At 64.6% G+C, this 24,712-nt stretch carries 23 protein-coding genes and 8 tRNA genes; 28 read left to right on the forward strand and 3 right to left on the reverse strand.

Features of this window, described 5'->3' with window-relative positions:
- Positions 1–72 precede the first annotated feature (72 nt).
- From ISP25_RS21435 to ISP25_RS21470, 8 genes are all read left to right on the forward strand, one after another.
- Positions 73–1,743 carry a CTP synthase gene (locus tag ISP25_RS21435; protein ID WP_192157726.1) on the forward strand — a complete coding sequence of 557 codons (1,671 nt, stop codon included), beginning with the start codon at positions 73–75 and terminating at the stop codon, positions 1,741–1,743.
- Positions 1,740–2,573, forward strand: a complete 834-nt coding sequence (gene kdsA / locus ISP25_RS21440; protein ID WP_404611588.1) for a 3-deoxy-8-phosphooctulonate synthase — start codon at positions 1,740–1,742, stop codon at positions 2,571–2,573. Before ISP25_RS21435 ends, kdsA begins: the two co-directional genes overlap by 4 nt.
- Positions 2,574–2,618: 45 nt before the next feature.
- On the forward strand, positions 2,619–3,932 hold the full coding sequence (eno, locus tag ISP25_RS21445) for a phosphopyruvate hydratase (RefSeq protein ID WP_404611590.1): 1,314 nt from the start codon (positions 2,619–2,621) through the stop codon (positions 3,930–3,932).
- Between the two features lie 17 nt (positions 3,933–3,949).
- Positions 3,950–4,303 (forward strand): cell division protein FtsB, encoded by a 354-nt coding sequence (gene ftsB / locus ISP25_RS21450; protein ID WP_192157720.1) that lies wholly within the window; start codon positions 3,950–3,952, stop codon positions 4,301–4,303.
- Positions 4,300–4,992 (forward strand): 2-C-methyl-D-erythritol 4-phosphate cytidylyltransferase, encoded by a 693-nt coding sequence (ispD, locus tag ISP25_RS21455; protein ID WP_404611593.1) that lies wholly within the window; start codon positions 4,300–4,302, stop codon positions 4,990–4,992. The genes ftsB and ispD overlap by 4 nt, the downstream gene beginning before the upstream one ends.
- A 2-nt stretch (positions 4,993–4,994) precedes the next feature.
- On the forward strand, positions 4,995–5,468 hold the full coding sequence (gene ispF / locus ISP25_RS21460) for a 2-C-methyl-D-erythritol 2,4-cyclodiphosphate synthase (RefSeq protein ID WP_404612068.1): 474 nt from the start codon (positions 4,995–4,997) through the stop codon (positions 5,466–5,468).
- Positions 5,469–5,557: 89 nt separating this feature from the next.
- Positions 5,558–6,577, forward strand: a complete 1,020-nt coding sequence (gene truD / locus ISP25_RS21465) for a tRNA pseudouridine(13) synthase TruD (RefSeq protein WP_404611595.1) — start codon at positions 5,558–5,560, stop codon at positions 6,575–6,577.
- 13 nt (positions 6,578–6,590) lie between these two features.
- The gene (locus tag ISP25_RS21470) at positions 6,591–7,181 is read left to right on the forward strand and encodes a hypothetical protein (RefSeq protein WP_404611597.1); all 591 of its coding nucleotides are present in this window, start codon (positions 6,591–6,593) and stop codon (positions 7,179–7,181) included.
- A 9-nt stretch (positions 7,182–7,190) separates the two neighbouring features.
- On the opposite strand, the gene ISP25_RS21475 is transcribed toward ISP25_RS21470, so the two are convergent.
- Entirely contained in the window at positions 7,191–7,733 is a 543-nt protein-coding gene (locus ISP25_RS21475) for a Smr/MutS family protein (protein ID WP_404611599.1), read from the reverse strand.
- 143 nt (positions 7,734–7,876) lie between these two features.
- Here ISP25_RS21475 and surE point away from each other — a divergent pair, with 143 nt between their 5' ends.
- From surE to ISP25_RS21495, 4 genes are read left to right on the forward strand one after another with little or no spacing between them, the layout of a single operon-like run.
- The gene (gene surE / locus ISP25_RS21480; RefSeq protein WP_404611600.1) at positions 7,877–8,665 is read left to right on the forward strand and encodes a 5'/3'-nucleotidase SurE; all 789 of its coding nucleotides are present in this window, start codon (positions 7,877–7,879) and stop codon (positions 8,663–8,665) included.
- A gap of 3 nt (positions 8,666–8,668) precedes the next feature.
- Positions 8,669–9,364 (forward strand): protein-L-isoaspartate(D-aspartate) O-methyltransferase, encoded by a 696-nt coding sequence (locus ISP25_RS21485; RefSeq protein WP_192157707.1) that lies wholly within the window; start codon positions 8,669–8,671, stop codon positions 9,362–9,364.
- Positions 9,364–9,972 carry a YqaA family protein gene (locus ISP25_RS21490; RefSeq protein ID WP_192157705.1) on the forward strand — a complete coding sequence of 203 codons (609 nt, stop codon included), beginning with the start codon at positions 9,364–9,366 and terminating at the stop codon, positions 9,970–9,972. The genes ISP25_RS21485 and ISP25_RS21490 overlap by 1 nt, the downstream gene beginning before the upstream one ends.
- A gap of 50 nt (positions 9,973–10,022) precedes the next feature.
- The gene (locus ISP25_RS21495; RefSeq protein ID WP_404611603.1) at positions 10,023–11,006 is read left to right on the forward strand and encodes a peptidoglycan DD-metalloendopeptidase family protein; all 984 of its coding nucleotides are present in this window, start codon (positions 10,023–10,025) and stop codon (positions 11,004–11,006) included.
- A 51-nt stretch (positions 11,007–11,057) separates the two neighbouring features.
- On the opposite strand, the gene ISP25_RS21500 is transcribed toward ISP25_RS21495, so the two are convergent.
- Positions 11,058–11,438 (reverse strand): Mth938-like domain-containing protein, encoded by a 381-nt coding sequence (locus ISP25_RS21500; RefSeq protein ID WP_192157703.1) that lies wholly within the window; start codon positions 11,436–11,438, stop codon positions 11,058–11,060.
- On the reverse strand, positions 11,438–11,734 hold the full coding sequence (locus ISP25_RS21505) for a YhbY family RNA-binding protein (protein WP_404611605.1): 297 nt from the start codon (positions 11,732–11,734) through the stop codon (positions 11,438–11,440). Before ISP25_RS21505 ends, ISP25_RS21500 begins: the two co-directional genes overlap by 1 nt.
- A gap of 76 nt (positions 11,735–11,810) precedes the next feature.
- On the opposite strand from ISP25_RS21505, the gene rlmE reads away from it, so the two are divergent.
- The 16 genes from rlmE to ISP25_RS21585 all read left to right on the forward strand — a co-directional run bounded on the left by rlmE (position 11,811) and on the right by ISP25_RS21585 (position 24,634).
- Positions 11,811–12,461 (forward strand): 23S rRNA (uridine(2552)-2'-O)-methyltransferase RlmE, encoded by a 651-nt coding sequence (rlmE, locus tag ISP25_RS21510; protein ID WP_192157699.1) that lies wholly within the window; start codon positions 11,811–11,813, stop codon positions 12,459–12,461.
- Positions 12,458–14,413, forward strand: coding sequence for an ATP-dependent zinc metalloprotease FtsH (ftsH, locus tag ISP25_RS21515; protein ID WP_192157697.1), 1,956 nt, complete (start codon positions 12,458–12,460; stop codon positions 14,411–14,413). Before rlmE ends, ftsH begins: the two co-directional genes overlap by 4 nt.
- 268 nt (positions 14,414–14,681) lie before the next feature.
- Positions 14,682–14,758: transfer RNA gene (locus tag ISP25_RS21520), tRNA-Arg, on the forward strand.
- 174 nt (positions 14,759–14,932) lie between these two features.
- Positions 14,933–15,009, forward strand: a tRNA-Pro gene (locus ISP25_RS21525).
- A gap of 24 nt (positions 15,010–15,033) precedes the next feature.
- A tRNA-Arg gene (locus ISP25_RS21530) sits at positions 15,034–15,110 on the forward strand.
- 15 nt (positions 15,111–15,125) lie between these two features.
- Positions 15,126–15,201, forward strand: a tRNA-His gene (locus ISP25_RS21535).
- A gap of 14 nt (positions 15,202–15,215) precedes the next feature.
- Positions 15,216–15,291: transfer RNA gene (locus ISP25_RS21540), tRNA-Lys, on the forward strand.
- Positions 15,292–15,473: 182 nt separating this feature from the next.
- A tRNA-Leu gene (locus ISP25_RS21545) sits at positions 15,474–15,559 on the forward strand.
- Between the two features lie 83 nt (positions 15,560–15,642).
- A complete protein-coding gene (gene tig, locus ISP25_RS21550; protein WP_404611608.1) occupies positions 15,643–16,935 on the forward strand; it encodes a trigger factor in 1,293 nt (430 codons plus the stop codon).
- Positions 16,936–17,021: 86 nt separating this feature from the next.
- On the forward strand, positions 17,022–17,645 hold the full coding sequence (gene clpP, locus ISP25_RS21555; RefSeq protein WP_192157693.1) for an ATP-dependent Clp endopeptidase proteolytic subunit ClpP: 624 nt from the start codon (positions 17,022–17,024) through the stop codon (positions 17,643–17,645).
- Between the two features lie 167 nt (positions 17,646–17,812).
- On the forward strand, positions 17,813–19,105 hold the full coding sequence (gene clpX / locus ISP25_RS21560) for an ATP-dependent Clp protease ATP-binding subunit ClpX (protein WP_192157691.1): 1,293 nt from the start codon (positions 17,813–17,815) through the stop codon (positions 19,103–19,105).
- Between the two features lie 219 nt (positions 19,106–19,324).
- A complete protein-coding gene (gene lon, locus ISP25_RS21565; protein ID WP_404611610.1) occupies positions 19,325–21,817 on the forward strand; it encodes an endopeptidase La in 2,493 nt (830 codons plus the stop codon).
- 334 nt (positions 21,818–22,151) lie between these two features.
- The gene (locus ISP25_RS21570) at positions 22,152–22,424 is read left to right on the forward strand and encodes an HU family DNA-binding protein (RefSeq protein ID WP_192106112.1); all 273 of its coding nucleotides are present in this window, start codon (positions 22,152–22,154) and stop codon (positions 22,422–22,424) included.
- Between the two features lie 19 nt (positions 22,425–22,443).
- Positions 22,444–22,518 (forward strand) — tRNA-Val (locus tag ISP25_RS21575).
- Between the two features lie 9 nt (positions 22,519–22,527).
- Positions 22,528–22,604 (forward strand) — tRNA-Asp (locus ISP25_RS21580).
- 125 nt (positions 22,605–22,729) lie between these two features.
- Positions 22,730–24,634, forward strand: coding sequence for a SurA N-terminal domain-containing protein (locus tag ISP25_RS21585; protein WP_404611613.1), 1,905 nt, complete (start codon positions 22,730–22,732; stop codon positions 24,632–24,634).
- The last annotated feature ends 78 nt before the right edge of the window (positions 24,635–24,712 follow it).

Raw genomic sequence — 24,712 nt, forward strand, 5'->3', positions numbered from 1 at the left:
TCGGTCGCCCGGACATCTCGCAGCGAAGGCCGTCTGCCGCTAGAATATGTATTTCCAGCACGGCTGCATCCCATGACCCCCCTGATTTTCGTCACCGGCGGTGTGGTGTCCTCGCTTGGCAAGGGCATCGCCGCGGCGTCGCTGGCCTCCATTCTGGAAGCGCGTGGCCTCTCGGTCACCATGATGAAGCTCGATCCCTACATCAATGTGGATCCGGGCACCATGAGCCCGTTCCAGCATGGCGAGGTCTATGTCACCGACGACGGCGCCGAGACCGATCTCGACCTCGGCCACTACGAGCGTTTCGTCCATACCCGCCTCACCGGCAAGAACTCCATCACCACCGGCAAGATCTACGAGAGCGTGATCCGCAAGGAGCGCCGCGGCGACTACCTGGGCGCCACCGTGCAGGTGATCCCGCACATCACCGACGAGATCAAGCACTGCATTCACGAGGCCACGCGCGGCTTCGACGTGGCGCTGGTGGAGATCGGCGGCACGGTGGGCGACATCGAGTCGCTGCCGTTCCTCGAGGCGATCCGCCAGCTGCGCTCCGAGCACGGCCCGGAAAAGTGCCTGTTCATGCATCTCACCCTGGTGCCCTTCATCAAGGCCGCCGGCGAGATCAAGACCAAGCCGACCCAGCATTCGGTGAAGGAGCTGCGCTCCATCGGCATCCAGCCGGACATCCTGTTGTGCCGCAGCGAGCAGCCGCTGCCCGAGGGCGAGCGCCGCAAGATCGCGCTGTTCACCAACGTGCCCGAGAACGCCGTGATCAGCGCGGTGGACGTGGACGTGATCTACAAGACCCCGTTGTGGCTGCACCAGCAGGGGCTGGACGAGATCGTGGTGAAGCGGCTGGGCCTCGACGCGAAGCCGGCCGATCTCTCCGGCTGGCAGCGCACGGTGGATGCCGTGGTGCACCCGAAGGACGAGGTCACTGTGGCCATCGTCGGCAAGTACGTGGAGCACAAGGACGCCTACAAGTCGCTGGGCGAGGCGCTGCGCCACGGAGGCATCAAGCAGCAGACGCGCGTGAACCTGCAGTGGATCGATTCCGAGCAGGTCGAGGCCGAGGGTGCCGCCAAGGTGCTGGGCGGCATGGACGCGATCCTGGTGCCGGGCGGCTTCGGCAAGCGCGGCTTCGAGGGCAAGATCATGGCCGCGAAGTACGCGCGCGAGCACGGCGTGCCGTACTTCGGCATCTGCTACGGCATGCACGCGGCGGTGGTGGATTTCGCCCGCCACGTGGCCGGCCTGGCCGATGCCGACTCCAGCGAGAACGACCGCAACACGCCCAATCCGGTGATCGCGCTGATCACCGAATGGACGACGGCTGCCGGCGAAGTCGAGCAGCGCAGCGAGCGCTCGGATCTCGGCGGCACCATGCGCCTCGGCGCCCAGGAATGCCGCCTCAAGGCCGGCACGCTGGCGCGCGAGATGTACGGCCAGGAAGTGGTGCGCGAGCGTCACCGCCACCGCTACGAATTCAACAACCGCTACCGACAGAGTTTCGAGGACCAGGGCCTGGTGATCTCCGGCAAGTCGATGGACGACCTGCTGGTGGAGATCGTCGAACTGTCGCCGCAGAAGCACCCGTGGTTCCTCGGCTGCCAGGCACACCCGGAGTTCACCTCCACGCCGCGCGACGGCCATCCGCTGTTCATCGGCTTCGTGCACGCCGCGCGCGAGTACAAGGCGGTGCGCGACGGGCAGAAGCTGGCGCAGGGAGCCGTGGCATGAAGCTGTGCGGGTTCGAAGTCGGCCTCGACCAGCCACTGTTCCTGATCGCCGGCCCCTGCGTGGTCGAATCCGAGCAGTTGCAGCTGGATACCGCCGGCAAGCTCAAGGAGATCACCGGCAAGCTGGGCATCCATTTCATCTTCAAGTCCAGCTTCGACAAGGCCAACCGTTCTTCCGGCACCAGCTTTCGTGGCCTGGGCATGGAAGAAGGGCTGCGTATCCTCGGCGAGGTGAAGCGCCAGATCGGCGTGCCGGTGCTTACCGACGTGCACGAGTACACCCCGTTCGCCGAGGTGGCTTCGGTGGTGGACGTGTTGCAGACGCCTGCCTTCCTGTGCCGCCAGACCGATTTCATCCAGGCCGTGGCCCGTGCCGGCAAGCCGGTGAACATCAAGAAGGGCCAGTTCCTCGCGCCCTGGGACATGAAGAACGTGGTCGCCAAGGCCAAGGACGTCGGCAACGACGCCATCATGGTGTGCGAGCGCGGCGCCAGCTTCGGCTACAACAATCTGGTTTCCGACATGCGCAGCCTGAGCGCGATGCGCGACACCGGCTGCCCGGTGGTGTTCGACGCCACGCACTCGGTGCAGCTGCCGGGCGGCCAGGGCACGAGCTCCGGCGGCCAGCGCGAGTTCGTGCCGGTGCTGGCGCGTGCCGCGGTGGCGGCTGGCGTGGCCGGTCTGTTCGCCGAAACCCATCCCGATCCTTCCAAGGCGCTCAGTGACGGTCCCAACGCATGGCCGCTGGACAAGATGGAAGCGTTGCTGGAAACCCTGCTGGAACTGGACGCCGTGACCAAGCGTCACGGCTTCCTCGAAAACACTTTGTAAGCCCCGGATCGTCCCCTCTCCAAAACTTTGAAGGATTGCAGCCGCATGAGTACCGACATCACCCGCATTCACGCCCGTGAAATCCTCGACTCGCGCGGCAATCCCACGCTGGAGGCCGAGGTCACCCTGGCGGGCGGCGGTTTCGGTCGCGCCGCAGTGCCCAGCGGCGCCAGCACGGGCACGCGCGAGGCGGTGGAACTGCGTGACGGCGACAAGTCGCGCTACCTCGGCAAGGGCGTGAAGAATGCGGTGGCCAACGTCAACAACTCCATCGCCAGCGAGCTGAAGGGGTTCGACGCAGCCAACCAGGGCGGCCTGGACGCCAAGCTGATCCGGCTCGACGGCACGCCGAACAAGGGCAAGCTGGGCGCCAACGCGCTGCTCGGCGTATCGATGGCCGCCGCGCACGCGGTGGCGGCGCAGCGCAAGCAGGCGTTGTGGCAGTACCTCGCGGAGATCAACGGCACCACCGGCAAGCCCGGTGCGCTGCCGGTGCCGATGATGAACATCATCAACGGCGGCGCGCATGCCGACAACAACGTCGACGTGCAGGAATTCATGGTGCTGCCGGTGGGCGTGTCCAGCTTCGCCGAGGCGCTGCGCGCCGGCGCGGAGATCTTCCACGCGCTGAAGAGCGTGCTGAAGGGCAAGGGCCTGAACACCGCGGTGGGCGACGAAGGCGGCTTCGCGCCGGACCTGCGCTCCAACATCGAGGCGCTGGACACCATCCTCGAGGCAGTGAACAAGGCCGGCTACAAAGTCGGCAGCGAGATCCTGCTCGGCCTCGACGCGGCCAGCTCCGAGTTCTTCAAGGATGGCAAGTACGACCTGGCAGGCGAGGGCAAGATCTACACCTCCGAGCAATGGGTCGACGTGCTGGCCGGCTGGACCCGGCAGTACCCGATCATCACCATCGAGGACGGCATGGCCGAAGGCGACTGGGGCGGCTGGAAGCTGCTCACCGACGCCATCGGCAAGAACATCCAGGTGGTGGGCGACGACCTGTTCGTCACCAATCCGGCCATCTTCAAGGAAGGCATCGACAAGGGCATCGCCAACGCCATCCTGATCAAGGTCAACCAGATCGGCACGCTGTCCGAAACGCTGGAAGCCATCGCCATGGCCGACGCGGCGAAGTACGCGGCGATCGTGTCGCACCGCTCGGGCGAGACGGAAGACACCACCATCGCCGACATCGCCGTGGCCACCACCGCGACCCAGATCAAGACCGGCTCGCTGTGCCGCACCGACCGCGTGGCTAAGTACAACCAGCTGCTGCGCATCGAGGAGGCGCTGGGCGCGTCGGCACGCTATGCCGGCCGCAACGCCTTCCCGAACCTGGCCCATCTGCCGGGCTGACGGAAGCACGTTGCCCCATGCTGCGTTGGGTCGCTCTCGTCCTGGTTCTGCTGCTGATCGGACTGCAGATGAAACTGTGGTCCGCGCAGGGCGGTGTGCATGAGGTGGATGCCCTGCGCGTGGCCATCAAGAAACAGACCGACGAGAACGGCCGCCTGCAGCAGCGCAACCAGGCGCTGGCCGCCGACGTGGCCGACCTGAAGAACGGCAATCAGGCCATCGAGGCGCGTGCGCGCACCGGGCTGGGCCTCATCAAGCCCGGCGAGGTGTTCTATCAGGTGGACAGCCAGCCGGCGGGCGCGAGCAGCAGCTTGCCCTTGCCGCCACCAGCCCGCCCGGCAGGCGCCGCCGCGGGCGGCGTCGTCAAATGAGCGAGGCCCTGTGGTGCGTGGTGCCAGCCGCAGGTCGCGGCATGCGCATGGGTGCGGATTGTCCCAAGCAATACCTGCCGCTGGCCGGCAAGCCGCTGATCGCGCATACGCTGGAGCGGCTGGCGGCGCATCCGCGCATCGCCGGCCTGCTGGTGGTGCTCGGCGCGCGGGACGAACTCTGGCCCGGCATCGAAACACTGCATGGCAAACCGGTGCGCGTCGCCATCGGTGGCGCCGAGCGCAGCGATTCGGTGCTGGCCGGCCTCAACGCGTTGCCTTCCGAAGTGGAGAATGCCGACTTCGTGCTGGTACATGACGCCGCACGCCCCTGCGTGCGTGCGAAGGACATCACGCAACTGATCGAGCGCGCTTCCGAAACCGATGGGGGTCTGCTTGGCGCGCCGTTGCGCGACACGCTCAAGCGTGCCGGTGAAGGCGACTGCAGCCTCGCCACGGAGCCGCGCGACCAGCGTTGGCGTGCATTCACGCCGCAGATGTTCCGCCGCGGCGAACTCGTTGCTGCGTTGGGCGCGGTATCGAACCATGGCCGTGCGGTCAGCGACGAAGCGATGGCGATGGAACTGGCCGGCTTCCGGCCGCTGCTGGTCGAAGGCGCCGAGGACAACATCAAGGTCACCACGGCGGCGGACCTCGCGCTCGCCGAATTCCTGCTGGCGAGGACGGCATGAGCATGCGCATCGGCAACGGCTTCGACGTGCACGCCTTCGGCGAGGGCGACCACGTCACCCTGGGCGGCGTGCGCATCCCTCACGCGCACGGCCTGCTCGCGCACTCCGACGGCGACGTGGTGATCCACGCGCTGTGCGACGCCATCTTCGGCGCGCTGGCGCTGGGCGACATCGGCAAGCACTTCCCCCCCTCGGACGAACGCTGGCGCAATGCCGACAGCCGCCAGTTCCTGCGCCATGCCGCCATGCTGGCGGCACAACATGGCTATGCGCTGGGCAACGCCGATATCACCGTGATCTGTGAATCCCCAAAGATCGGCCCGCACGCGCAGGCCATGCGTGAAAACCTTGCCGCCGATCTCGACTGCCAGCTCGGCCAGGTCAGCATCAAGGCCACCACCACCGAAAAACTCGGTTTCACCGGCCGCGGCGAAGGCATCGCCGCACAAGCCAGCGTATTGCTTGAAAGGCACTGAAGCACGAGTACTTCGATCCTCAGTTTCCAGATATGGCACGGTGTGGCCGTATCGTATGAGGGAGTGAACACCCGGATACCTGTCACGCCATGACGACTCAAGAGCTTCCATTCGCCCACGGCACCGCGCCTCCACTGGCAGCGCGCCTGCGCTGCACCCCTGAAGACTTCGTCGTCGAGGAAATCCTGGGCTACGACGCCGACGGCAACGGCGAGCACGCCTTGCTGTGGGTGGAGAAGCGCGGTGCCAACACCGACTGGCTGGCAAGGGAGCTGGCGAAATTCGCCGGCGTGCCGCCGCTGGCCGTGGGCTACGCCGGCCTGAAGGACCGGCACGCGGTGACGCGCCAGGCCTTCACCGTGCAACTCGCCGGCAAACCCGATCCCGACTGGTCGGCCTTCCCGCACGAGAACGTGAAAGTGCTGGCCGCCACTCGTCACGGCCGCAAGCTCAAGCGCGGTGCCTTGCGCGGCAACCGCTTCGTGCTGGTGCTGCGTGAGGCGCAAGGCGAGCGTGAACGCGCGGAACAGGTGCTGGCCGCGATCGCGGCACGCGGCGTGCCCAACTACTTCGGCGAACAGCGCTTCGGCCGCGAGGGCGGCAACCTGGAGCAGGCGCGCGCGATGTTCGCGGGACGCAGGGTGGATCGCGACAAGCGCGGCTTCCTGCTCTCCGCCGCGCGCTCGCAGATCTTCAACGACGTGTTGGCGGTCCGCGTCGAGCGCGGCACATGGGATGCGCAACTGGATGGTGAAATCTGGTCGCTGGCCGGCTCGCGTTCCTGGTTCGGGCCGGAGCCGTACAACGATGTCCTGGCGCAGCGCCTGGCCAAGGGAGACATCCATCCTTCCGGTCCGTTGTGGGGGCAGGGCGAACCACCCACGGCAGGCGAGGCGGGCGAGTTGGAACGCGAAGTCGCCGCAACGCACGATGATCTTGCGCGAGGCATCGCCGCTGCGCGCATGGATCAGGAACGCAGGCCGCTTCGCCTGTTGCCTAAAGACTTGCGCTGGCGCTGGCTGGCCGACGATGCACTGGAATTGTCTTTCGAGTTGCCGGCGGGCGCGTATGCGACGGTGGTGGCACGCGAAGTTGCAGCGTCTGCGTAGACAGGAGGTCGCGGTGGCGAATGACGCGTTGATTGCGCTGATATCGATGGGGATGTTGGCAGTCGCGTTCCTTGGATGGAGGAGTTCACTATCCGAGCGCGAGAACGCCGAGTTGTTCAAGACGACGGGCGAGCTGAAATCGCCCAGATATCGGGTGGTGCTTTTTCTGGCGCTTGGCCTGCTCAGTAGTGTCATCTCCATGGCAACTTTTCATCATGGGCGTGGCGGTGTGACTTGGCCCATGGCTCTGATTGGCCTTGCCGGATCGGTGTTCGTCTGGATCCGCTCCTTTTTTGGCCTTCGTTTGGAACAAAACGACATCCGCTTTGGTTGGCGATGCGGACAAGTTGTTGCCTATACGGATGTGCTCGAACTTGAGCGCAGATCGGATAGTCGTGAAGCACACCTGGTGTTGGTGCTCAGATCCGGTGTGCGGCGACGAATCGGCAGTTCCTTTCCGTGCGAGTGGCTGCTCATAGACGAATTGCAAAAGCGCACGGGATGCACGGTCACTTACTGGCTGGGCAATCGCACCACCGCCAAGCCGGAATGGCTGGCTTTGCAATCGAACTACGAAAAAGCCAAGCCCGGTACGCGGAAATAAGGCCTCGCGTCAACCTTGGAGTAGCACAACCACCGCCCCGGTGCCGCCTTGCGCCGGCCTTGCCGAAGCGAACGCGATCACGTCGTCCCGCCGCCGCAGCAGGCGATCGGTGAGCGTCTTCAATACCGGGCCGGCGGCTTTCGAGCGCAGACCCTTGCCGTGGATGATGCGCACGCAGCGCAGGCCGTGCCGTTTCGCTTCGGCGAGGAAGACGGCGATGCTGGCCTGCGCCGCGGCGGCGTTCATCTGATGCAGGTCGACTTCGTCCTGCACGCTGTACTGGCCGCGCTTCAACTGGCGCAACAGCTTCGGCGGATAGCCGTCGCGCAGATAGTTGAGTTCCTCGCCTACCTCGAGCGTGGCCGGGTCGAAGGCCATCTCCAGCAATTCGCCCGGCACGGCGGCTTCGTCGGCTTCTAGCATGCGCGGCTGCGGCGAGGGCTTCGGTGCGGACGGCGGTGCGGCTTGCGTGTCGATGTGGCGCACTTCGCCGACCGCCTCGCGGAACAGGCGGGCATCGTCTTCGCTGATCGCAGGCGGCCGGCGTTGCATGCCCCGATGCTAGCAAGCAACGGCTCGGGCGCAATGCATGCCGTCGATCCGTGAAACCGCGGTGTCGCTCCGGTAAACTCGGGCGATTGCGGGGTGCGCTTGCCTCTTGGCGATGCGCTGCGGTCGACTCAACACGGATCAGCATGCGAGTTCTTGTCAGCAACGACGATGGCGTGGATGCGCGGGGCATTCATGTGCTTGCCGCGCGTTTGCGCGAGGTGGGCGAGGTGACGGTGGTGGCGCCCGATCGCGACCGTTCCGGCGCCAGCAATTCGCTGACCCTGGACGCGCCGCTGCGCGTATTGCGCATGGAGGATGGCCGTTACCGCGTCGCGGGCACGCCCACCGACTGCGTGCATCTCGCATTGTCCGGCCTGCTCGACCACGAACCCGACATCGTGGTATCCGGTATCAACAACTCGGCCAATCTTGGCGACGACGTGATCTATTCCGGCACGGTCTCGGCGGCGATGGAAGGGCGCTTCCTCGGCTTGCCGGCCATCGCGGTGTCGCTGGTCAGCGAGGATCATCGCGGCGAGCATTACGACTCCGCGGCGACGGCTGTGCTGTTGCTGATGCGCCGCCTGCTGGTCGATCCGCTGCCGGCCGACACCATCCTCAACGTCAACGTGCCGGATCGGCCCTGGCCGGAAATCCGCGGCTTCGAGGTCACGCGGCTGGGGCGTCGCCATCGTGCGGCGCCATGCATCGCGCAGACCGACCCGCGCGGTCGCCCGATCTGGTGGATCGGCCCGGCGGGCGAAATCGATGACGCCGGCCCTGGCACGGACTTCGACGCCGTCCGTCGCGGCCATGTTTCGGTCACTCCCATCCATGTCGATCTCACCCGCTACCAGGCACTGGAAAAGGTGAGCAGTTGGGTGCAATCGCTGGGCAAAGACCAGGCCGCGCCCGGCCACAAGGCGGCTTGAGCGATGAGCATGCACACGCTGCCACCATCGGTATTGAAAGGCGAGGGCATGACCTCGCAGCGCGCGCGCGACCGGCTCGCCGCGCAGCTCAAGGAAAGCGGAGTCCGCGATGCACGGGTGATCGACGTGATCCGGAACCTGCCGCGCCACCATTTCATCGACCAGGCGCTGCATTCGCGCGCCTACGAGAACACCGCGTTGCCGATCGGCCACGGCCAGACCATTTCCCAGCCCTGGGTCGTGGCGCGGATGACCGAAGCGTTGCTGGAGCACTTCGACGAGCGCAAGGAAAAGCCCGGCCGCGTGCTGGAAATCGGCACGGGCTCCGGCTACCAGGCCGTGGTGTTGGCGGCGCTGGTCGAGCAGGTCTACACGGTGGAGCGCATCGAGGAACTGCTGCGCCAGGCGCGGCGGCGCTTCCGTCAGCTCGGCATCGGCAACATCCGTTCGCGCCACGACGATGGCAAGCTCGGCTGGGCTGACGAGGCGCCGTTCGACGCGGTGATCCTCACCGCGGCAGGCGACAGCATTCCCAGCCGCATTCTGGAGCAGCTCAGTCCCAGCGGCGTGCTGGTGGCGCCCGTAGGGTCGCCCAGCAATCAGGTACTGATTCGCCTGCGCGGCGACGGAGAGGGCGATTTCGTGCAGGAAGAACTCGGGGCGGTCAGCTTCGTGCCATTGCTCGGGGGCATCGGCTGATGCGTTTGTTCGGCAGACTCTACGCCCGCGCGCTGACGTGGGCGCGCCATCCCCACGCCGTTCGTTACCTGTGCGGACTCAGCTTCGTCGAAGCCTTCATCTTCCCGATCATGCCGGAGGTGATGCTGGCGCCGATGATGCTGGGAAAGCGGCACAGGGCGTTCTTCTACGCGAACATCAGCCTGGCCTTCTCGCTGCTCGGTGCGTTGGTCGGTTACACGCTGGGGCATTGGGCGTTCGAGGCGTTGAAGCCGCTGCTTGGCACGCTGCATCTGCTGGCGCCCATCGAGCTGGGTGTGCAGAGCCTGCGCACACAGATGGCCGAGCATCGCTGGGGGCTCTATGGCGTGCTGATGCTGGCAGCCTTGCAGCCGGTGGTACCGATGAAGTTCGTGACCTGGGCAGCGGGTATCGTCGGCGTGCCGGTGCTGCCCTTCCTTGCTTGCGTGGCGCTGGGGCGCGGCAAGCGCGTGTGGTTGCTGGCGTTGTTGATACGGCTGTTCGGCGAGCGCGCCGAGCACCTGCTGCACAAATACATCGAATGGATCGGCTGGGCCGTGCTGGTGTTGCTGGGAGCATTGCTGGCGTGGTGGATCTGGCGGCATTGACGGCGGCGGGTCGCATGAAAGTACAGGGGTGCTTCGCTATGCTGGCGCGCATGAATCGATACCGTTCTTTATTGCCGCTCTTCGTTGTATCGCTGCTGCTGTCGGCCTGCAGTACTGTGGTGGTGGAGCCGGCTCCGGGCCAGCAGCACTACGGCGCGCCCGTTGCGCCTGCACATGCCGTGGCGCGCACGCCGATTCCCGGTGGCAGCTATGTGGTGGTCAAGGGCGACACCATGTATTCGATCGCCTTCCGCAACAGCGTGGACTATCGCGACTTGGCGAAGTGGAACGGCATCGCCGTGCCCTACACGATCTGGCCGGGGCAGAAGCTGCGCCTGTCGCCGCCAAACGGCGGCAGCGCACCGCCCTCGCAGGCGGCGACTGCCGTAGCCAAGGCGAACCCTGCATCCACACCAGCTGCGCCGCCTGCTCCGGCCGCGCCGGTCTTCGAGAATGTGCCGGCGGAAGCGTCGGTATCGAATGCCGCGAGCGCGGTAGCGCCGCCGCATGCGCAGGCACCCACGGCAACGACCGCTGCGTCAATTACCGTGCCTGCCGTACCGGCGAGTACCGTGGTGCCCGTCGCGGGTGGCCCCAAGCCTGTGCCACCGCCGGCTCCGGCCCCGACGCCCGTGGTAGCGACCGGCAATTCCCACGCGGCGGGCGGCGTGACCTGGCGCTGGCCGGCCGACGGACAGATCCTCAAACGCTTCACGCCTGGCGACGCGGTGCCGGGTGTCGAGATCGCCGGCAATGCCGGCGACCCGGTGCGAGCGGCGGCCGATGGCGTGGTGGTGTACAGCGGCAATGGCCTGGTCGGCTATGGCGAGCTGGTCATCATCAAGCACAACGACAGCCTGCTGTCCGCCTATGGGCACAACAGCAAGCGTCTGGTTACGGAAGGCCAGCGCGTCAGCGCCGGCCAGGAGATCGCCCTGATGGGTTCCAGCGGCGCCTCGCGCGTGGAGCTGGGGTTCCAGATCCGCAAGGACGGCAACCCGGTCGATCCGATGAGTTACCTGCCAGCGAAGTGAGTTCTTCCTGAATAGCGCGGCCCCGGACAGCCGCCCGTCTGGTCTTTGCGCTCAGGAATGAGCGCCAAGAATGAACGCGGCGACGACACGCCGTCCTTCGCCGGCCAACAGGTTGTAGGTGCGTGCGGCCGCAGCGTTGTCCATCGCCTCGAGGCCGATACCCTTGCGCAGGAAGCCAGCCATGAAGGCAGCCGGTGGAAATGCCTGGCGCGAACCGGTGCCCAGCAGTACCAGCTCCGGTTGCAGGGCGAGCAGGGTTTCGACGTGCTCGGCCCCCAGGCTGCCGATTTCGTGTACCGGCCAGTGTTCGACCGCTTGGTCGGGTGCCAGCAAGAAGCTGTCAGTGAGCTCGCGGTCGATCAGAGTGATGCCGCTCTCGCCGACGCGGCGTACGAACAGGTACCCATCGGGCCGGTCGAGCGAGAGATCCATCAGCGGGGCAGGGCGATCTTCGGCTCGTCGGCATTGCGACGGAACAGCACGGCGACGTGGCCGATCTGCTGCACGGCTTCGGCGCCGGTGCCGGTCAGCAGGACGTCGAGTTGCGCTTGTCGCTCGTCCTTGTCACCACCGGAGAGCTTCACCTTGACCAGTTCGTGGATCTCCAGCGCCGAGCCCAGTTCCTTGACCACGGCTTCGCTGGCGCCCTTGTTGCCGAGCAGGATGACCGGGTTCAGGCCATGGGAAAGGCTGCGCAGGTAACGGATCTGCGACGGAGAGAGGGCCATGCGGTGGCTTCGATTCGCGGGGATTGGGCGGCAAAGGGTATCATGCGCGACCATACCCCTGTAGCGATGTTGTCCCATGAGCCGCAGCAAGAGCAGCGCCGGCTGGCTGCGTGAACATTTCAATGACGTCTACGTGAAGAAGGCGCAGGCTGAGGGCGTGCGCTCGCGCGCCGTCTACAAACTGGAGGAGCTGATCGACCGCGACCGCCTGCTCAAGCCGGGCATGGCCGTGGTGGATCTGGGCGCTGCGCCGGGCGGATGGTCGCAACTGGTGCGGCAACGGTTGGGCGACAGCGGCAAGGTGTTCGCGCTGGATATCCTGCCGATGCAGAGCATCGCCGGCGTGGATTTCCTGCAGGGCGATTTCCGCGAGGAAACCGTGGTGCAGGCGCTGGAGGCGCGGCTGGAAGGGCAGAAGCTGGATCTTGTGCTGTCCGACATGGCCCCCAATATGAGTGGAGTGGCGTTGGCCGACCAGATCCGGGCAATGGCGCTGGCCGAACTGGCGCTGGATTTTTCCCGGCAGTGGCTTAAGCCGGGAGGTGCGTTCCTGATCAAGCTGTTCCAGGGCGCGGGCTTCGACGATTACCTGCGCAGCTTGCGCGCGGACTTCTCGCGCGTGACGATGCGTAAACCAAAGGCCTCACGCGCGCGTTCGCGCGAGGTGTACGCGCTGGCGACCGGCCGCAAGGCCGCCGCGGCGCATCCGGGCGGGAACGGCGCATGAACGAAACAGCGAAACAAGTGTTGCTCTGGGTGATCATCGCGGTGGTGTTGTTCACCGTATTCCAGAGCTTCAACCCGCACGGTGGCGGGTCGTCCAACATGGCCTACAGCGCCTTTGCACAGAGTGTGGACAACGGCAACGTTTCCAGCGCCGTGATCAGCGCCGACCAGCCGGCCAGCATCAGCGGCAAGCTGAAGGACGGCACCAGCTACCGAACCGTGGCCCCGATGCTGGGTTTCTCCACCAATGCGGTGGTGAAACAGATGCAGGACAAGGGCGTGGAAGTCCGTCAGGATCCTGCCGAGAGCTTTTCGCTGATCGGCTTGTTCGTAAGCTGGTTGCCGATCCTGGTGTTCGCCGGTGTACTCATCTGGTTCATGCGCCAGATGCAGTCCGGCGGCGGCGGGCGCGGTGCGATGAGTTTCGGCCGTTCGCGCGCCAAACTGCAGGGCGAGGACCAGGTCAAGGTCAACTTCAGTGACGTGGCCGGTTGCGACGAGGCCAAGGAGGAGGTGGGCGAACTCGTCGAATTCCTGCGCGACCCGTCCAAGTTCCAGAAACTGGGAGGCAAGATTCCGCGCGGCGTGCTGATGGTTGGCCCGCCCGGCACCGGCAAGACCTTGCTGGCCAAGGCCATCGCGGGCGAGGCCAAGGTGCCGTTCTTCTCGATCTCCGGTTCGGACTTCGTGGAAATGTTCGTGGGCGTGGGCGCCAGCCGCGTGCGCGACATGTTCGAGCAGGCCAAGAAGCATGCGCCCTGCATCATCTTCATCGATGAAATCGACGCGGTCGGCCGCCATCGTGGCGCCGGCCTCGGCGGTGGCCACGACGAGCGCGAACAGACCCTCAACCAGTTGCTGGTCGAGATGGACGGCTTCGAAGGCACCGAAGGCATCATCGTGATCGCGGCTACCAATCGTCCCGACGTGCTCGATCCCGCGCTGCTGCGCCCGGGTCGTTTCGACCGTCAGGTGGTGGTGGGCCTGCCAGACGTGAAGGGGCGCGAGCAGATCCTCAAGGTGCACCTGCGCAAGGTGCCGGTCGCCGCCGACGTCGACGCCATGACCATCGCGCGTGGCACACCGGGTTTCTCCGGGGCCGACCTCGCCAACCTGGTCAACGAGGCGGCGCTGTTCGCCGCACGCGAGAACGCGCGCGAAGTGCGCATGGCTCACCTGGACAAGGCGCGCGACAAGATCCTGATGGGCACCGAGCGCCGCTCGATGGCGATGAGCGAGGACGAAAAGAAACTCACCGCCTACCACGAGGCCGGCCATGCCATCGTCGGCCGCCTGGTGCCGGAGCACGATCCGGTCTACAAGGTCACCATCATCCCGCGCGGCCGTGCGCTGGGCGTCACCATGTATCTGCCGGAAGGCGATCGCTACAGCATGAACCGGGTGGCGATCGAATCGCAGTTGTGTTCGCTGTACGGTGGACGCGTGGCGGAAGAGCTGATCTTTGGCACCGACAAGGTGACTACAGGTGCCTCAAACGACATCGAGCGTGCCACCAAGATGGCGCGCAACATGGCCACCAAATGGGGCCTGTCCGACGAGCTTGGCCCGATCACCTATGGCGAGGACGAGGACGAAGTGTTCCTCGGCCGTTCGGTGACTCAGCACAAGAGCATTTCCAACGAAACCGCCAGCAAGATCGACGGGGTGGTGCGCGGCATCCTGGATCGCGCCTATGCGCGCAGCACCCAGCTGTTGACCGACAACATCGAAAAGCTGCACGCAATGGCAGAGGCGCTGCTGCAGTACGAGACCATCGACGCGCGCCAGATTGACGACATCATGGCCGGACGGCAGCCGGGGCCGCCTGCGGACTGGAACCGCAATGCCGGCGGTGGTTCCACGCCGCCGCCTCCGCCGCCCAAGAGCGGTGACTCCACGGTGGGCAAGGTGGGCGATCCGGCGACACAGAACCGCTCCGGCCTGGACGTCTGAATTGGCCGTCTGGACGTCCAGACGGAAGTGGGTGCCGAATCGACCAAAGGGAGCCGCCACGACGGCTCCCTTTGTCGTTTGTGGAGCGGCCTGGTAATCCTGCCCGGCGAGTTTCGACGCGCAGCCGGAATGGAACAGGGCAGAGCACGGATTGCGAACGTGAAAAAAATTCACGAAAAGTGTTGACCTTCGATGCGTGACCCTGAATAATTCCGCTCCTCGCTTCGGCGGCCAGTGAAACCGGTCGACGAAACGATAAGTTCAGTGCGCGCCCGTAGCTCAGTTGGATAGAGTACCTGGCTACGAACTAGGTGGTCGGGAGTTCGAATCTCTCCGGGCGCGCCATTTTGTACTGCAAGTCGAAGCATCCGCGCTTCGTCATGCGCCGCGGAACAGGCTGTTTGCCGATGCCGCGGGATGGTGGGCATGGTGTCCTGGGCGATGCTTGCGGTTTGATGCTTGGTACGATCAACCGTGGTGTTCCGAGGCTCCGTTGATGAAGGCTGTCGCGGGCTCGTTCGGGGTATAGCTCAGTCTGGTAGAGCGTTGCGTTTGGGACGCAAAAGTCGGGGGTTCGAATCCCTCTGCCCCGACCACTGCCTGTTCTGCAAATGGCGTCCGCGCCTGTAGCTCAACCGGATAGAGCATCGGCCTTCTAAGCCGACGGTTGCAGGTTCGAGTCCTGTCGGGCGCACCACTAAATGATTTCATGGTGGACGTAGCTCAGCTGGTAGAGTCCCGGATTGTGATTCCGGTCGTCGTGGGTTCGAGTCCCATCGTTCACCCCAAAATTCAGGTTTCAGGGCCGTTAGCTCAGTTGGTAGAGCAGTTGACTCTTAATCAATTGGTCGTAAGTTCGAATCTTACACGGCCCACCAACACCGGAACGCCGACCCTCGTGGTCGGCGTTTCGCTTTGCGGATGCGGCTGGCGACATGCGTTGCGTGCTTGTGCTGCGGCTTGGCGCGCCCGTACAATGAACCGCTTTAGCGCAGGGTAATCATCGACTTAGGTACTGGCTGGGCGGGTGGGGTTCTGCCATGAAAGCCGGGCACGACAAGCGAAAGTGGCGGAACTGGTAGACGCACCAGATTTAGGTTCTGGCGGGTAACCCCCGTGCGGGTTCGAGTCCCGCCTTTCGCACCAACAGTGATGGTTCTCGGCGCAGCTTACGGTTGCCGCCATGGCGCCCGGTCGGGTGTCACAACAATCAGGTTTCAGGAGACGACATGCAGGTTTCGGTTGAAAGCATCGGCACGCTCGAGCGCAAGCTCACTGTGAAGTTTCCCGCCGAGCGCTACGAGACGCAGGTGGGTGCGCGCATCGCGGAGCTGGGTCGCACGGTGCGACTGAAGGGTTTCCGCCCGGGCAAGGTGCCGGTGGCCGTCATCAAGCAGCGCTTCGGAGAACAGGTGCGTGGCGAAGTGTTGTCCGACCTGATCGGCAGCACGCTGCGCGAGGCGGTGACGCAGGAGAAGCTGCAGCCGATCGCCAACCCCGCCATCGACACCACCGGCAAGCCGGAAAACGGCGAAATTGCCTACACCGCCACCTTCGAGGTGATGCCGGAGTTTCCGTCGATCGACGTCTCCGCGCTGGAGATCAAGCGTCCGCAGGCCGCGGTGAGCGACGCCGACATCGAGAAGATGCTGGAAACGCTGCGCCAGCAGCGCCGCAGCTTCGAACTGGTCGAGCGTGCTTCGGTCGAGGGCGATTTCGTGATGTTCGAGTACGCCGCGCAGGTTGGCGACTACCGCTTCCCGGCGGAAGGCCTGGAGCGTGCTGGCAGCGTGCTGGGCTCGGGTAATCTGTTCAAGGCGCTGGACTCGGCGCTGACGGGTCACAAGGCCGATGACAGCTACGAGGCCGACATCGAATTTCCGGCGGATTTCCGCAACGAGAACTTGGCCGGCAAGACTGCCAAGGTCAGCTTCAAGGTCGTCAAGGTGCAGGAGCCGAAGCTGCCGGAGATCGACGCCGAGTTCGCCAAGTTGTTTGGCATCGCCGATGGCGACCTGGAACACTTCCGCAAGGAAGTGCGGGCGAACCTCGAGCGCGAGCTGAAGGCGGCGCTGATGGGCCGCCTGAAGTCCGAGGTGGCCGAAAAGCTGTCCGACAAGCATGGTTCGCTGGACGTGCCGAACATGCTGGTGCAGTCCGAGGCCCGTGCGATGGCCGCGGGCAGCGTGCCGCGTGGCCAGCAGCCGCCGCCGCAGTTGGTCGAAGCAGCCCTGCCGATGGCGCGCAAACGCGTGATCGCGGGCCTGCTGATGGGCGAGATCGCCCGCAAGCAGGAGCTGAAGATCGATCGCACGCGTGTGGCGGAGCAGCTCGCCGCGATCGCCTCGACCTACGAAGAGCCGGAAAAGGTCATTGAACTCTACAACGGCGACCCCCAGTTGATGTCTGGGTTGCAGAACCGCGTGATGGAAGACCAGGTGGCCGAGTGGGTGGCGGAGCATGCCAACACCACCGTGCAAGACCTGAGCTTCGACGAAGTGATGCGCCCCGCGGGCGCCTGATACAGGCATCCGTCCATCGGGTCTGGCGCACGCCGGGCCCGATGGCATACTCCCTTCAGGCACATCAATCAGAGAGCGCACAGACCATGGAACCGATCCAGAACCTCAACTTGGTGCCGATGGTCGTCGAGCAGACCGCCCGCGGCGAGCGTTCCTACGACATCTATTCGCGCCTGCTGAAGGAGCGCGTGATCTTCCTGGTCGGCGAAGTGAACGACCAGGTGGCGAACCTGCTGGTCGCGCAGATGCTGTTCCTCGAATCGGAAAATCCGGACAAGGACATCCACCTGTACATCAACAGCCCGGGCGGTGCGGTCACGGCGGGTCTGGCGATCTACGACACCATGCAGTACATCAAGCCCGACGTCAGCACCATGTGCATTGGCCAGGCATGCAGCGCGGCTTCCTTGCTGCTCATGGCCGGCGCCAAGGGCAAGCGTTTCTCGCTGCCGAATTCGCGCGTGATGATCCATCAGCCCTCGGGGGGCGCCCGTGGCCAGGCCACCGACATCGAGATCCAGGCGCAGGAAATCCTCTATCTGCGTCGGCGCCTCAATGACATCTATGTGCAGCACACCGGCCAGCCGCTGGAGAAGATCGAGCGGGACATGGAGCGCGACCGCTTCATGAGCGCCGAGGCGGCCCGCGAATACGGCCTGATCGATGCGGTGCTCGACCGCCGTGCCGTCGATTCGGTCAAATCGGCCTGATATTGACCTTGCGATCATCCTGATCGCAAGGTCAAGTGGGTGGCCGTCCATGGCCCCACTCATCGCGGTATCGACCAAGGGGCTTCGCGTCCGCCAGCCGGTGCGGAGCCCTGTGCTATTCTCGGGCCGTAATTGAATTAACCACGGTTTTACCAGCGGGATCGAATATGAGCGACGACCGACAGGGGCGTTCCGGTGACAGCGGCAAGATTCTCTACTGCTCTTTCTGCGGAAAGAGCCAGCATGAGGTGCGCAAGCTGATCGCGGGTCCGTCCGTGTTCATCTGCGACGAGTGCGTTGAGCTTTGCAACGACATCATCCGCGAAGAGCTGGAAGAAAAGGCGGCCTCCGGTCGCACTCAGCTGCCCAAGCCGAAGGAAATCCGCGAGTCGCTGGATCAGTACGTGGTGGGCCAGGCTCGCGCCAAGAAGGCGCTGGCGGTGGCGGTATACAACCACTACAAGCGGATGGAGTCGCGCCAGAAGGGCGACGACGTCGAGCTGGGCAAGTCCAACATCCTGCTGATCGGCCCCACCGGCTCAGGCAAGACGCTGCTTGCCGAGACGCTGGCGCGCCTGCTCAACGTGCCGTTCACCATCGCCGACGCCACCACGCTGACCGAAGCCGGCTACGTGGGCGAGGACGTCGAGAACATCATCCAGAAGCTGCTGCAGAAGTGCGACTACGACGTCGAGAAGGCGCAGTCGGGCATCGTCTACATCGACGAGATCGACAAGATTTCGCGCAAGAGCGAGAACCCGTCAATCACCCGCGACGTTTCCGGCGAAGGCGTGCAGCAGGCACTGCTCAAGCTGATCGAGGGCACGCTGGCCTCGGTGCCACCGCAGGGTGGACGCAAGCATCCGCAGCAGGAATTCCTGCAGGTGGACACCAAGAACATCCTGTTCATCTGCGGCGGCGCGTTCGCCGGCTTGGAAAAAGTGATACAGCAGCGTTCCGAAAGCACCGGCATCGGTTTCGGCGCCGAAGTGCGCAGCAAGGAGCGCACGCAGAACCTGGGCAAGGTGCTGGCCGACGTGGAGCCGGCGGACCTGGTGCGCTTCGGCCTGATCCCCGAATTCGTCGGTCGCCTGCCGGTGATCGCCACGCTGGAGGAGCTGGATGAGCCGGCGCTGGTGAAGATCCTGACCGAGCCGAAGAACGCCGTCACCAAGCAATTCAAGAAGCTGTTCGAGATGGAAGAGGTGGAGCTGGAGTTCCGCCCCGAGGCCCTGCAGGCGATCGCCAAGAAGGCGCTCAAGCGCAAGACTGGCGCACGCGGCTTGCGCACCATCCTCGAACAGGTGCTGCTCGACACCATGTATGAGCTGCCGTCGCTGGAGCACGTCAGCAAGGTGGTGGTGGACGACGCGGTGATCGAAGGTCAGGCCGAGCCCTACCTGATCTACCGGGGCAACCTGCAGCAGCGTGCGGCAGGCGAGGGCGGCGACGCCGCCTGATCGTCGCAGGCTATGCAAACACGGCTCCGGCGTCCGCGTCGGAGCCGTTTTGTTTTGAAGAGTGCAGGGACAGGTGGCGGTCCGCTCGAATCTCGTGAAACATGGACGTTCGCCTAGGTAGGCCGCGCTTGAGTAATTCCCGTTTTGCCACCACTTGACGTGTCATGCGGCCCGGCGCAGTGTCGGGCTCGCCCCACCGTATTGCCGTGAGAAAACCCGATGGCCAAGAACGCCCCCAAGCGCGCCATACTCGATGCGCTGCCCGTATTGCCACTGCGCGATGTGGTGGTCTATCCGCATATGGTCATCCCGTTGTTCGTTGGGCGGGACAAGTCGATGCGTGCGCTGGAGCGTGCCATGGAGGGCGAGCGGAAGATCCTGCTGGTGGCGCAGAAGAGCCCGGATATCGACGACCCGGCGGTGGACGATTTGCATCAGATCGGCACCTTGGCCGGCGTGTTGCAGCTGCTCAAACTGCCCGATGGCACGGTGAAGGTGCTGGTCGAGGGCCAGTCGCGCGTTTCCATCGAAGACTGCCGCGAGGACGGCGGCATGCTGGTGGCCGGTTCGCGCGTTATCGAGCCGGTCTATGGCAGCAAGGACCGCGAACTGGACGTGGTGTCGCGCACCCTGGTGTCGCTGTTCGAGCAACTGGTGAAGCAGAGCCGCAAGCTTCCGCCGGAAGTCCTGGCCAGCCTGTCCGGCATCGAGGACCCCTCGCGTGTGGCCGACTCGATCGCGGCGCACTTGTCCGTGCGCATGGCTGACAAGCAGAAGGTGCTGGAAACGGCCGACGTGGGGGAGCGGCTGGAATTGCTTATCGGCCTCGTCGACGGCGAAATGGACCTGCAGCAGGTGGAAAAGCGCATTCGCGGTCGCGTGAAGTCGCAAATGGAGAAGAGTCAGCGCGAGTACTACCTCAACGAGCAGATGAAGGCGATCCAGAAGGAGCTGGGTGAGGGCGAAGAGGGCCCGAACGAGATCGAGGAACTGCAGAAGAAAATCGAGAACGCCGGCATGCCCAAGCCGGTGCTGGCCAAGGCGCGGCAGGAATTCGGCAAGCTGCGCCAGATGTCGCCGATGTCGGCCGAGGCCACGGTGGTGCGCAACTACCTGGATTGGCTGATCGGCGTGCCGTGGAAGAAGCGCAGCAAGGTGCGCAAGGATCTGGCGCTGGCGCAGGAAGTGCTGGACGCTGACCACTTCGGCCTGGAGAAGGTCAAGGAGCGCATCCTCGAATACCTCGCCGTGCAGCATCGCGTATCGACGATGAAGGGGCCGATCCTGTGCCTGGTCGGACCGCCCGGCGTGGGCAAAACCTCGCTCGGTCAATCCATCGCCAAGGCTACCAACCGCAAATTCGTCCGGATGTCGCTGGGCGGAGTGCGGGACGAGGCGGAGATCCGCGGCCATCGGCGCACCTACATCGGATCGATGCCGGGTCGCATCGTGCAGAACCTCAACAAGACCGGCAGCAAGAACCCGCTGTTCGTGCTGGATGAGATCGACAAGATGTCGATGGACTTCCGCGGCGACCCGTCCTCGGCATTGCTGGAAGTACTCGATCCCGAACAGAACCATGCCTTCAATGATCACTATCTGGAGGTCGACCTCGACCTTTCCGAAGTGATGTGGGTCGCCACCGCGAATTCGTTGAACATTCCCGGGCCTCTGCTCGATCGCATGGAAGTGATCCGTATTCCGGGTTACACCGAGGACGAGAAGCTCAACATCGCGCAGAAGTATTTGCTTCCGAAGCAGCTCAAGGCGAATGGCCTGAGGCCGGAGGAATTGAGCGTCGCCGAGGAGGCCGTGCGCGACATCGTGCGCTACTACACGCGCGAGTCCGGCGTGCGCAATCTCGAGCGCGAGATATCCAAGATCTGCCGCAAGGTGGTGAAGGAGCTCACGTTAGGCGAAGTGCGCAAGGCCAAGGGCAAGACGAAGCCGGTGGCGGCGGCCAAGGCAGCCAAGGGCAAGACAAAGGCCGCGGGGGCCGTGGTCGTGGATTCGTCCAACCTCGACCACTACCTCGGCGTGCGCCGCTTCGACTTCGGCCGCAAGGAGCTGCAGAACGAGGTTGGCCTGGTCACCGGCCTGGCCTGGACCCAGGTGGGCGGCGAGTTGCTTAGCATCGAGGCGTCGGTGGTGCCGGGCAAGGGGCATCTGGTGCATACCGGTCAGCTTGGAGACGTGATGAAGGAATCCATCCAGGCCGCGTTGTCGGTGGTGCGCGCGCGCGTGGATCGATTGGGCATCGACGCCGATTTCCACCAGAAATTCGATATCCACGTGCACGTGCCCGAGGGCGCCACGCCGAAGGATGGCCCCAGTGCCGGCATCGGCATGTGCACCGCGTTGGTGTCCGCGCTGACCAAGGTGCCGGTGCGCTCGGAAGTGGCGATGACCGGCGAGATCACCCTGCGCGGCCGCGTACTGCCCATCGGTGGCCTAAAGGAGAAGCTGCTGGCGGCGCATCGCGGAGGCATCACCACGGTGATCATCCCGGAGGACAACAAGAAGGACTTGGCCGACATGCCGGCCAATGTCACCTCGTCGTTGGAAATCCACCCGGTGCGCTGGATCGACGAAGTGCTGGACATCGCATTGGAGCGCGCGCTGCAGCCGAACGAAGCGAAACCGGAATCGCACACGGCACACGAGGAAAAGCCGGAAGCCGAGGAGGCTGAGTCGCATATCCGCCCGCATTGAAATCACACGCAGGCAAGGCGCCGCCGGGTCGTCAATCGACCTGCGGCGCCTTGTTCATTCACGCCTCCGGAGAATCCGCAAGTGCCGCAGGTGTTTTGCGGGATGCAAAAGTTTCAGCGACCTCCATGTATCGCCCGGAAACCTTGCTGCAGCTTGTATTGCGGTGCTTGGCGAGGCGCTGGTATAAAGGCGGGACCGTGATCCCGGCGCCTGCTGCATGCGTCCGCGATGCGGGGTTGCGTCACGACGCCCAGCGGCTACCAACCATCCATGGCGGTTGCGCGCGCCCATGCCACGGGGCGAGCCTGCCGCAAAACGCACTAGGGAGTTTTCAATGAATAAAACCGATCTGATCAATGCCATCGCCGACAAGGCCGAACTGACCAAGGCCGATGCCGGTCGTGCGTTCGACGCGTTTGTCGAAGTCGTGCAGAAGTCGCTGAAGAAGGGCGAGGACGTGTCGGTGGTGGGTTTTGGCACCTTCACCGTGCGCAAGCGCGCCGCCCGCACCGGTCGCAACCCGCGCACCAACGAGACGATCAAGATCAAGGCTTCGAAGGTTCCCGCCTTCAAGGCTGGCAAGACGCTCAAGGACGCCCTAAACTGAGCGGCTGATGCTCGGTTTCGGGTGCTTAGCTCAGCGGTAGAGCGCCGCCCTTACAAGGCGATGGTCGTAGGTTCGATCCCTACAGCACCCACCAGAAATCTGTGGAGCGGTAGTTCAGTCGGTTAGAATGCTGGCCTGTCACGCCGGAGGTCGCGGGTTCGAGTCCCGTCCGCTCCGCCACGGTTTGCAAGGGCGCCCCAGCGGCGCCCTTGTTGTTTGACGACGTCGCTGGGGAAGCCGTCGTGTTGAATGGTTCAGGCAACGCGCGCCGAGTGCGCCGCACAACACTCGCAGGAAGGTAGGCAATGCTGCAGGCAATTCGCAACAAGATGCACGGATGGCCCGCCGCTGTCCTTCTCGGCCTGGCCACCTTCGCGATGTCGTTCTTCGGCATCGAGGGCTACATCATGTCCCGCGCCGACACCTACGTGGCGAAGGTCGGCAAGCACGAGATCAGCCAGCAGGATTTCCAGGGCCGCATGAACGAGCTGCGCCAGCAGATGAGCGCAGAGCAGGGCGACAGGTTCGACGCGGACGCGTTCGAAAAGCCGGACATGAAGCTGAAGGTGCTGGACGGCATGATCGACCAGCAACTGCTGTTGAAGGCGAACGAGGACTGGGGCGTGCGCGTGCCGGACCAGGCCGTGCGTGACTACATCGCCGGCATTCCCGCGTTCCAGGTCAATGGCCAGTTCGACCCCAATATGTACCGTACCGTGCTGGCCGAACAGCGCAAAACGCCCGACATGTTCCAGGACGACGTGCGTGCTTCGCTGGCCACGCAGGCCTTGCCGAACGCAGTCAACGCCAGCACCATCGTCACCGACGAGGAAATCAACCATTACCTCGACCTGCGCATGCAGCGCCGTGACATCAGCTACGCCGTGCTGCCCAAGCCGCAGCCTGCCGACGCCAGCGTCACCGATGCGCAGATCGCGGACTACTACAAGGCGCACCTCGCGGATTACATGAATCCCGAGCAGGTATCGCTGCAGTACATCGAGGTGAAGGGTTCCGAGCTCAAGCCGGATGCGCCGCCCAGCGACGCCGACCTGATGAAGCGGTACGAGAACGAGAAGCAGCGCTTCGTGTTGCCCGAACAGCGCGAGGTGTCGCACATCCTCGTCAACGTGCCCGCCAACGCCACGCCCGACCAACAGAAGGCCGCGCTGGCCAAGGCCGAGAAGATCGCCACCGGTCTCACCCCGGACAATTTCGCCAAGGTCGCTGTGCAGGACTCGGACGACCTCGGTTCGAAACGCCAGGGTGGTGATCTGGGCTGGCTGCAGAAGGGCGTGACCAACGCCGTTTTCGACAGCGCGATGTTCGCGCTGAAGAAGGGCGAGATCTCCAAGCCGGTGCTGACGCCAGACGGTTACGACATCCTCTGGCTGCGCGACATCCGCAGCGGCGATGCCAAGTCGTTCGCCGAAGTCCGCGACCAACTGCTGGCCGAGGCGACCAGCGGCGACAAGGACCGCAAATACAACGAAGTGGCCGGAAAATTGTCGGACAACACCTATCAGAACCCGTCCTCGCTGGAACCGGCCGCGCAAGCGCTTGGCCTGCCGATCAAGACCACGGCGCTGTTCTCGCGCCAGGGCGGCCAGGGCGTTGCAGCCGATCCCAAAGTCATCAAGGCGGCGTTCGGCAACGACGTGTTGGCACAGGGCAACAACTCCAACCTGATCGAGCTGGGCAATGACGACGCGGTGGTGGTCCGCGTGGCGCAGCACGTGGCTGCTGCAGCCAGACCGCTGGCCGAAGTGCACGACGCGATCAGCAAGACCATCCTCGACCAGCGCATCACTGCCGCCGCGAAGCAACAGGCTGACGCGCTGCTGGCGCGCCTGCGCAAGGGCGAGACGCTGGCGGCAGTGGCCGCTTCCGACAACGCCAACGTGAAGAGCGTGGCCGACGTGGTGCGCATCCAGCCCGACGTGCCCGCGACACTGCGTGATCAGGCCTTCCTGCTGCCACACCCGGCGGACGGCAAGCCGCAGTACGCCGCGGTGGACATGCAGGACGGCAGCTATGCACTGCTGGCGGTGGACAAGGTGCAGGGGGCGGATCTTTCCAAGATGCCATCCGACCAGCGCAACGCGCTGCGCCAGCAGATGACTCAGGCCTACGGTGCCGTGGCAACCGAAGAGTTGATCAAGGCGCTGCGCGCTGGCACCGAGATCAAGATCGCCAAGGACCGGATGTAAGCCGAGGCGCCCCTGTATCATGCAAAGAAGGCGGCCAATGGCCGCCTTCTTTGCATGCGTCGCCACAGCGTGGTGTTG

Source organism: Rhodanobacter hydrolyticus (assembly GCF_044904645.1).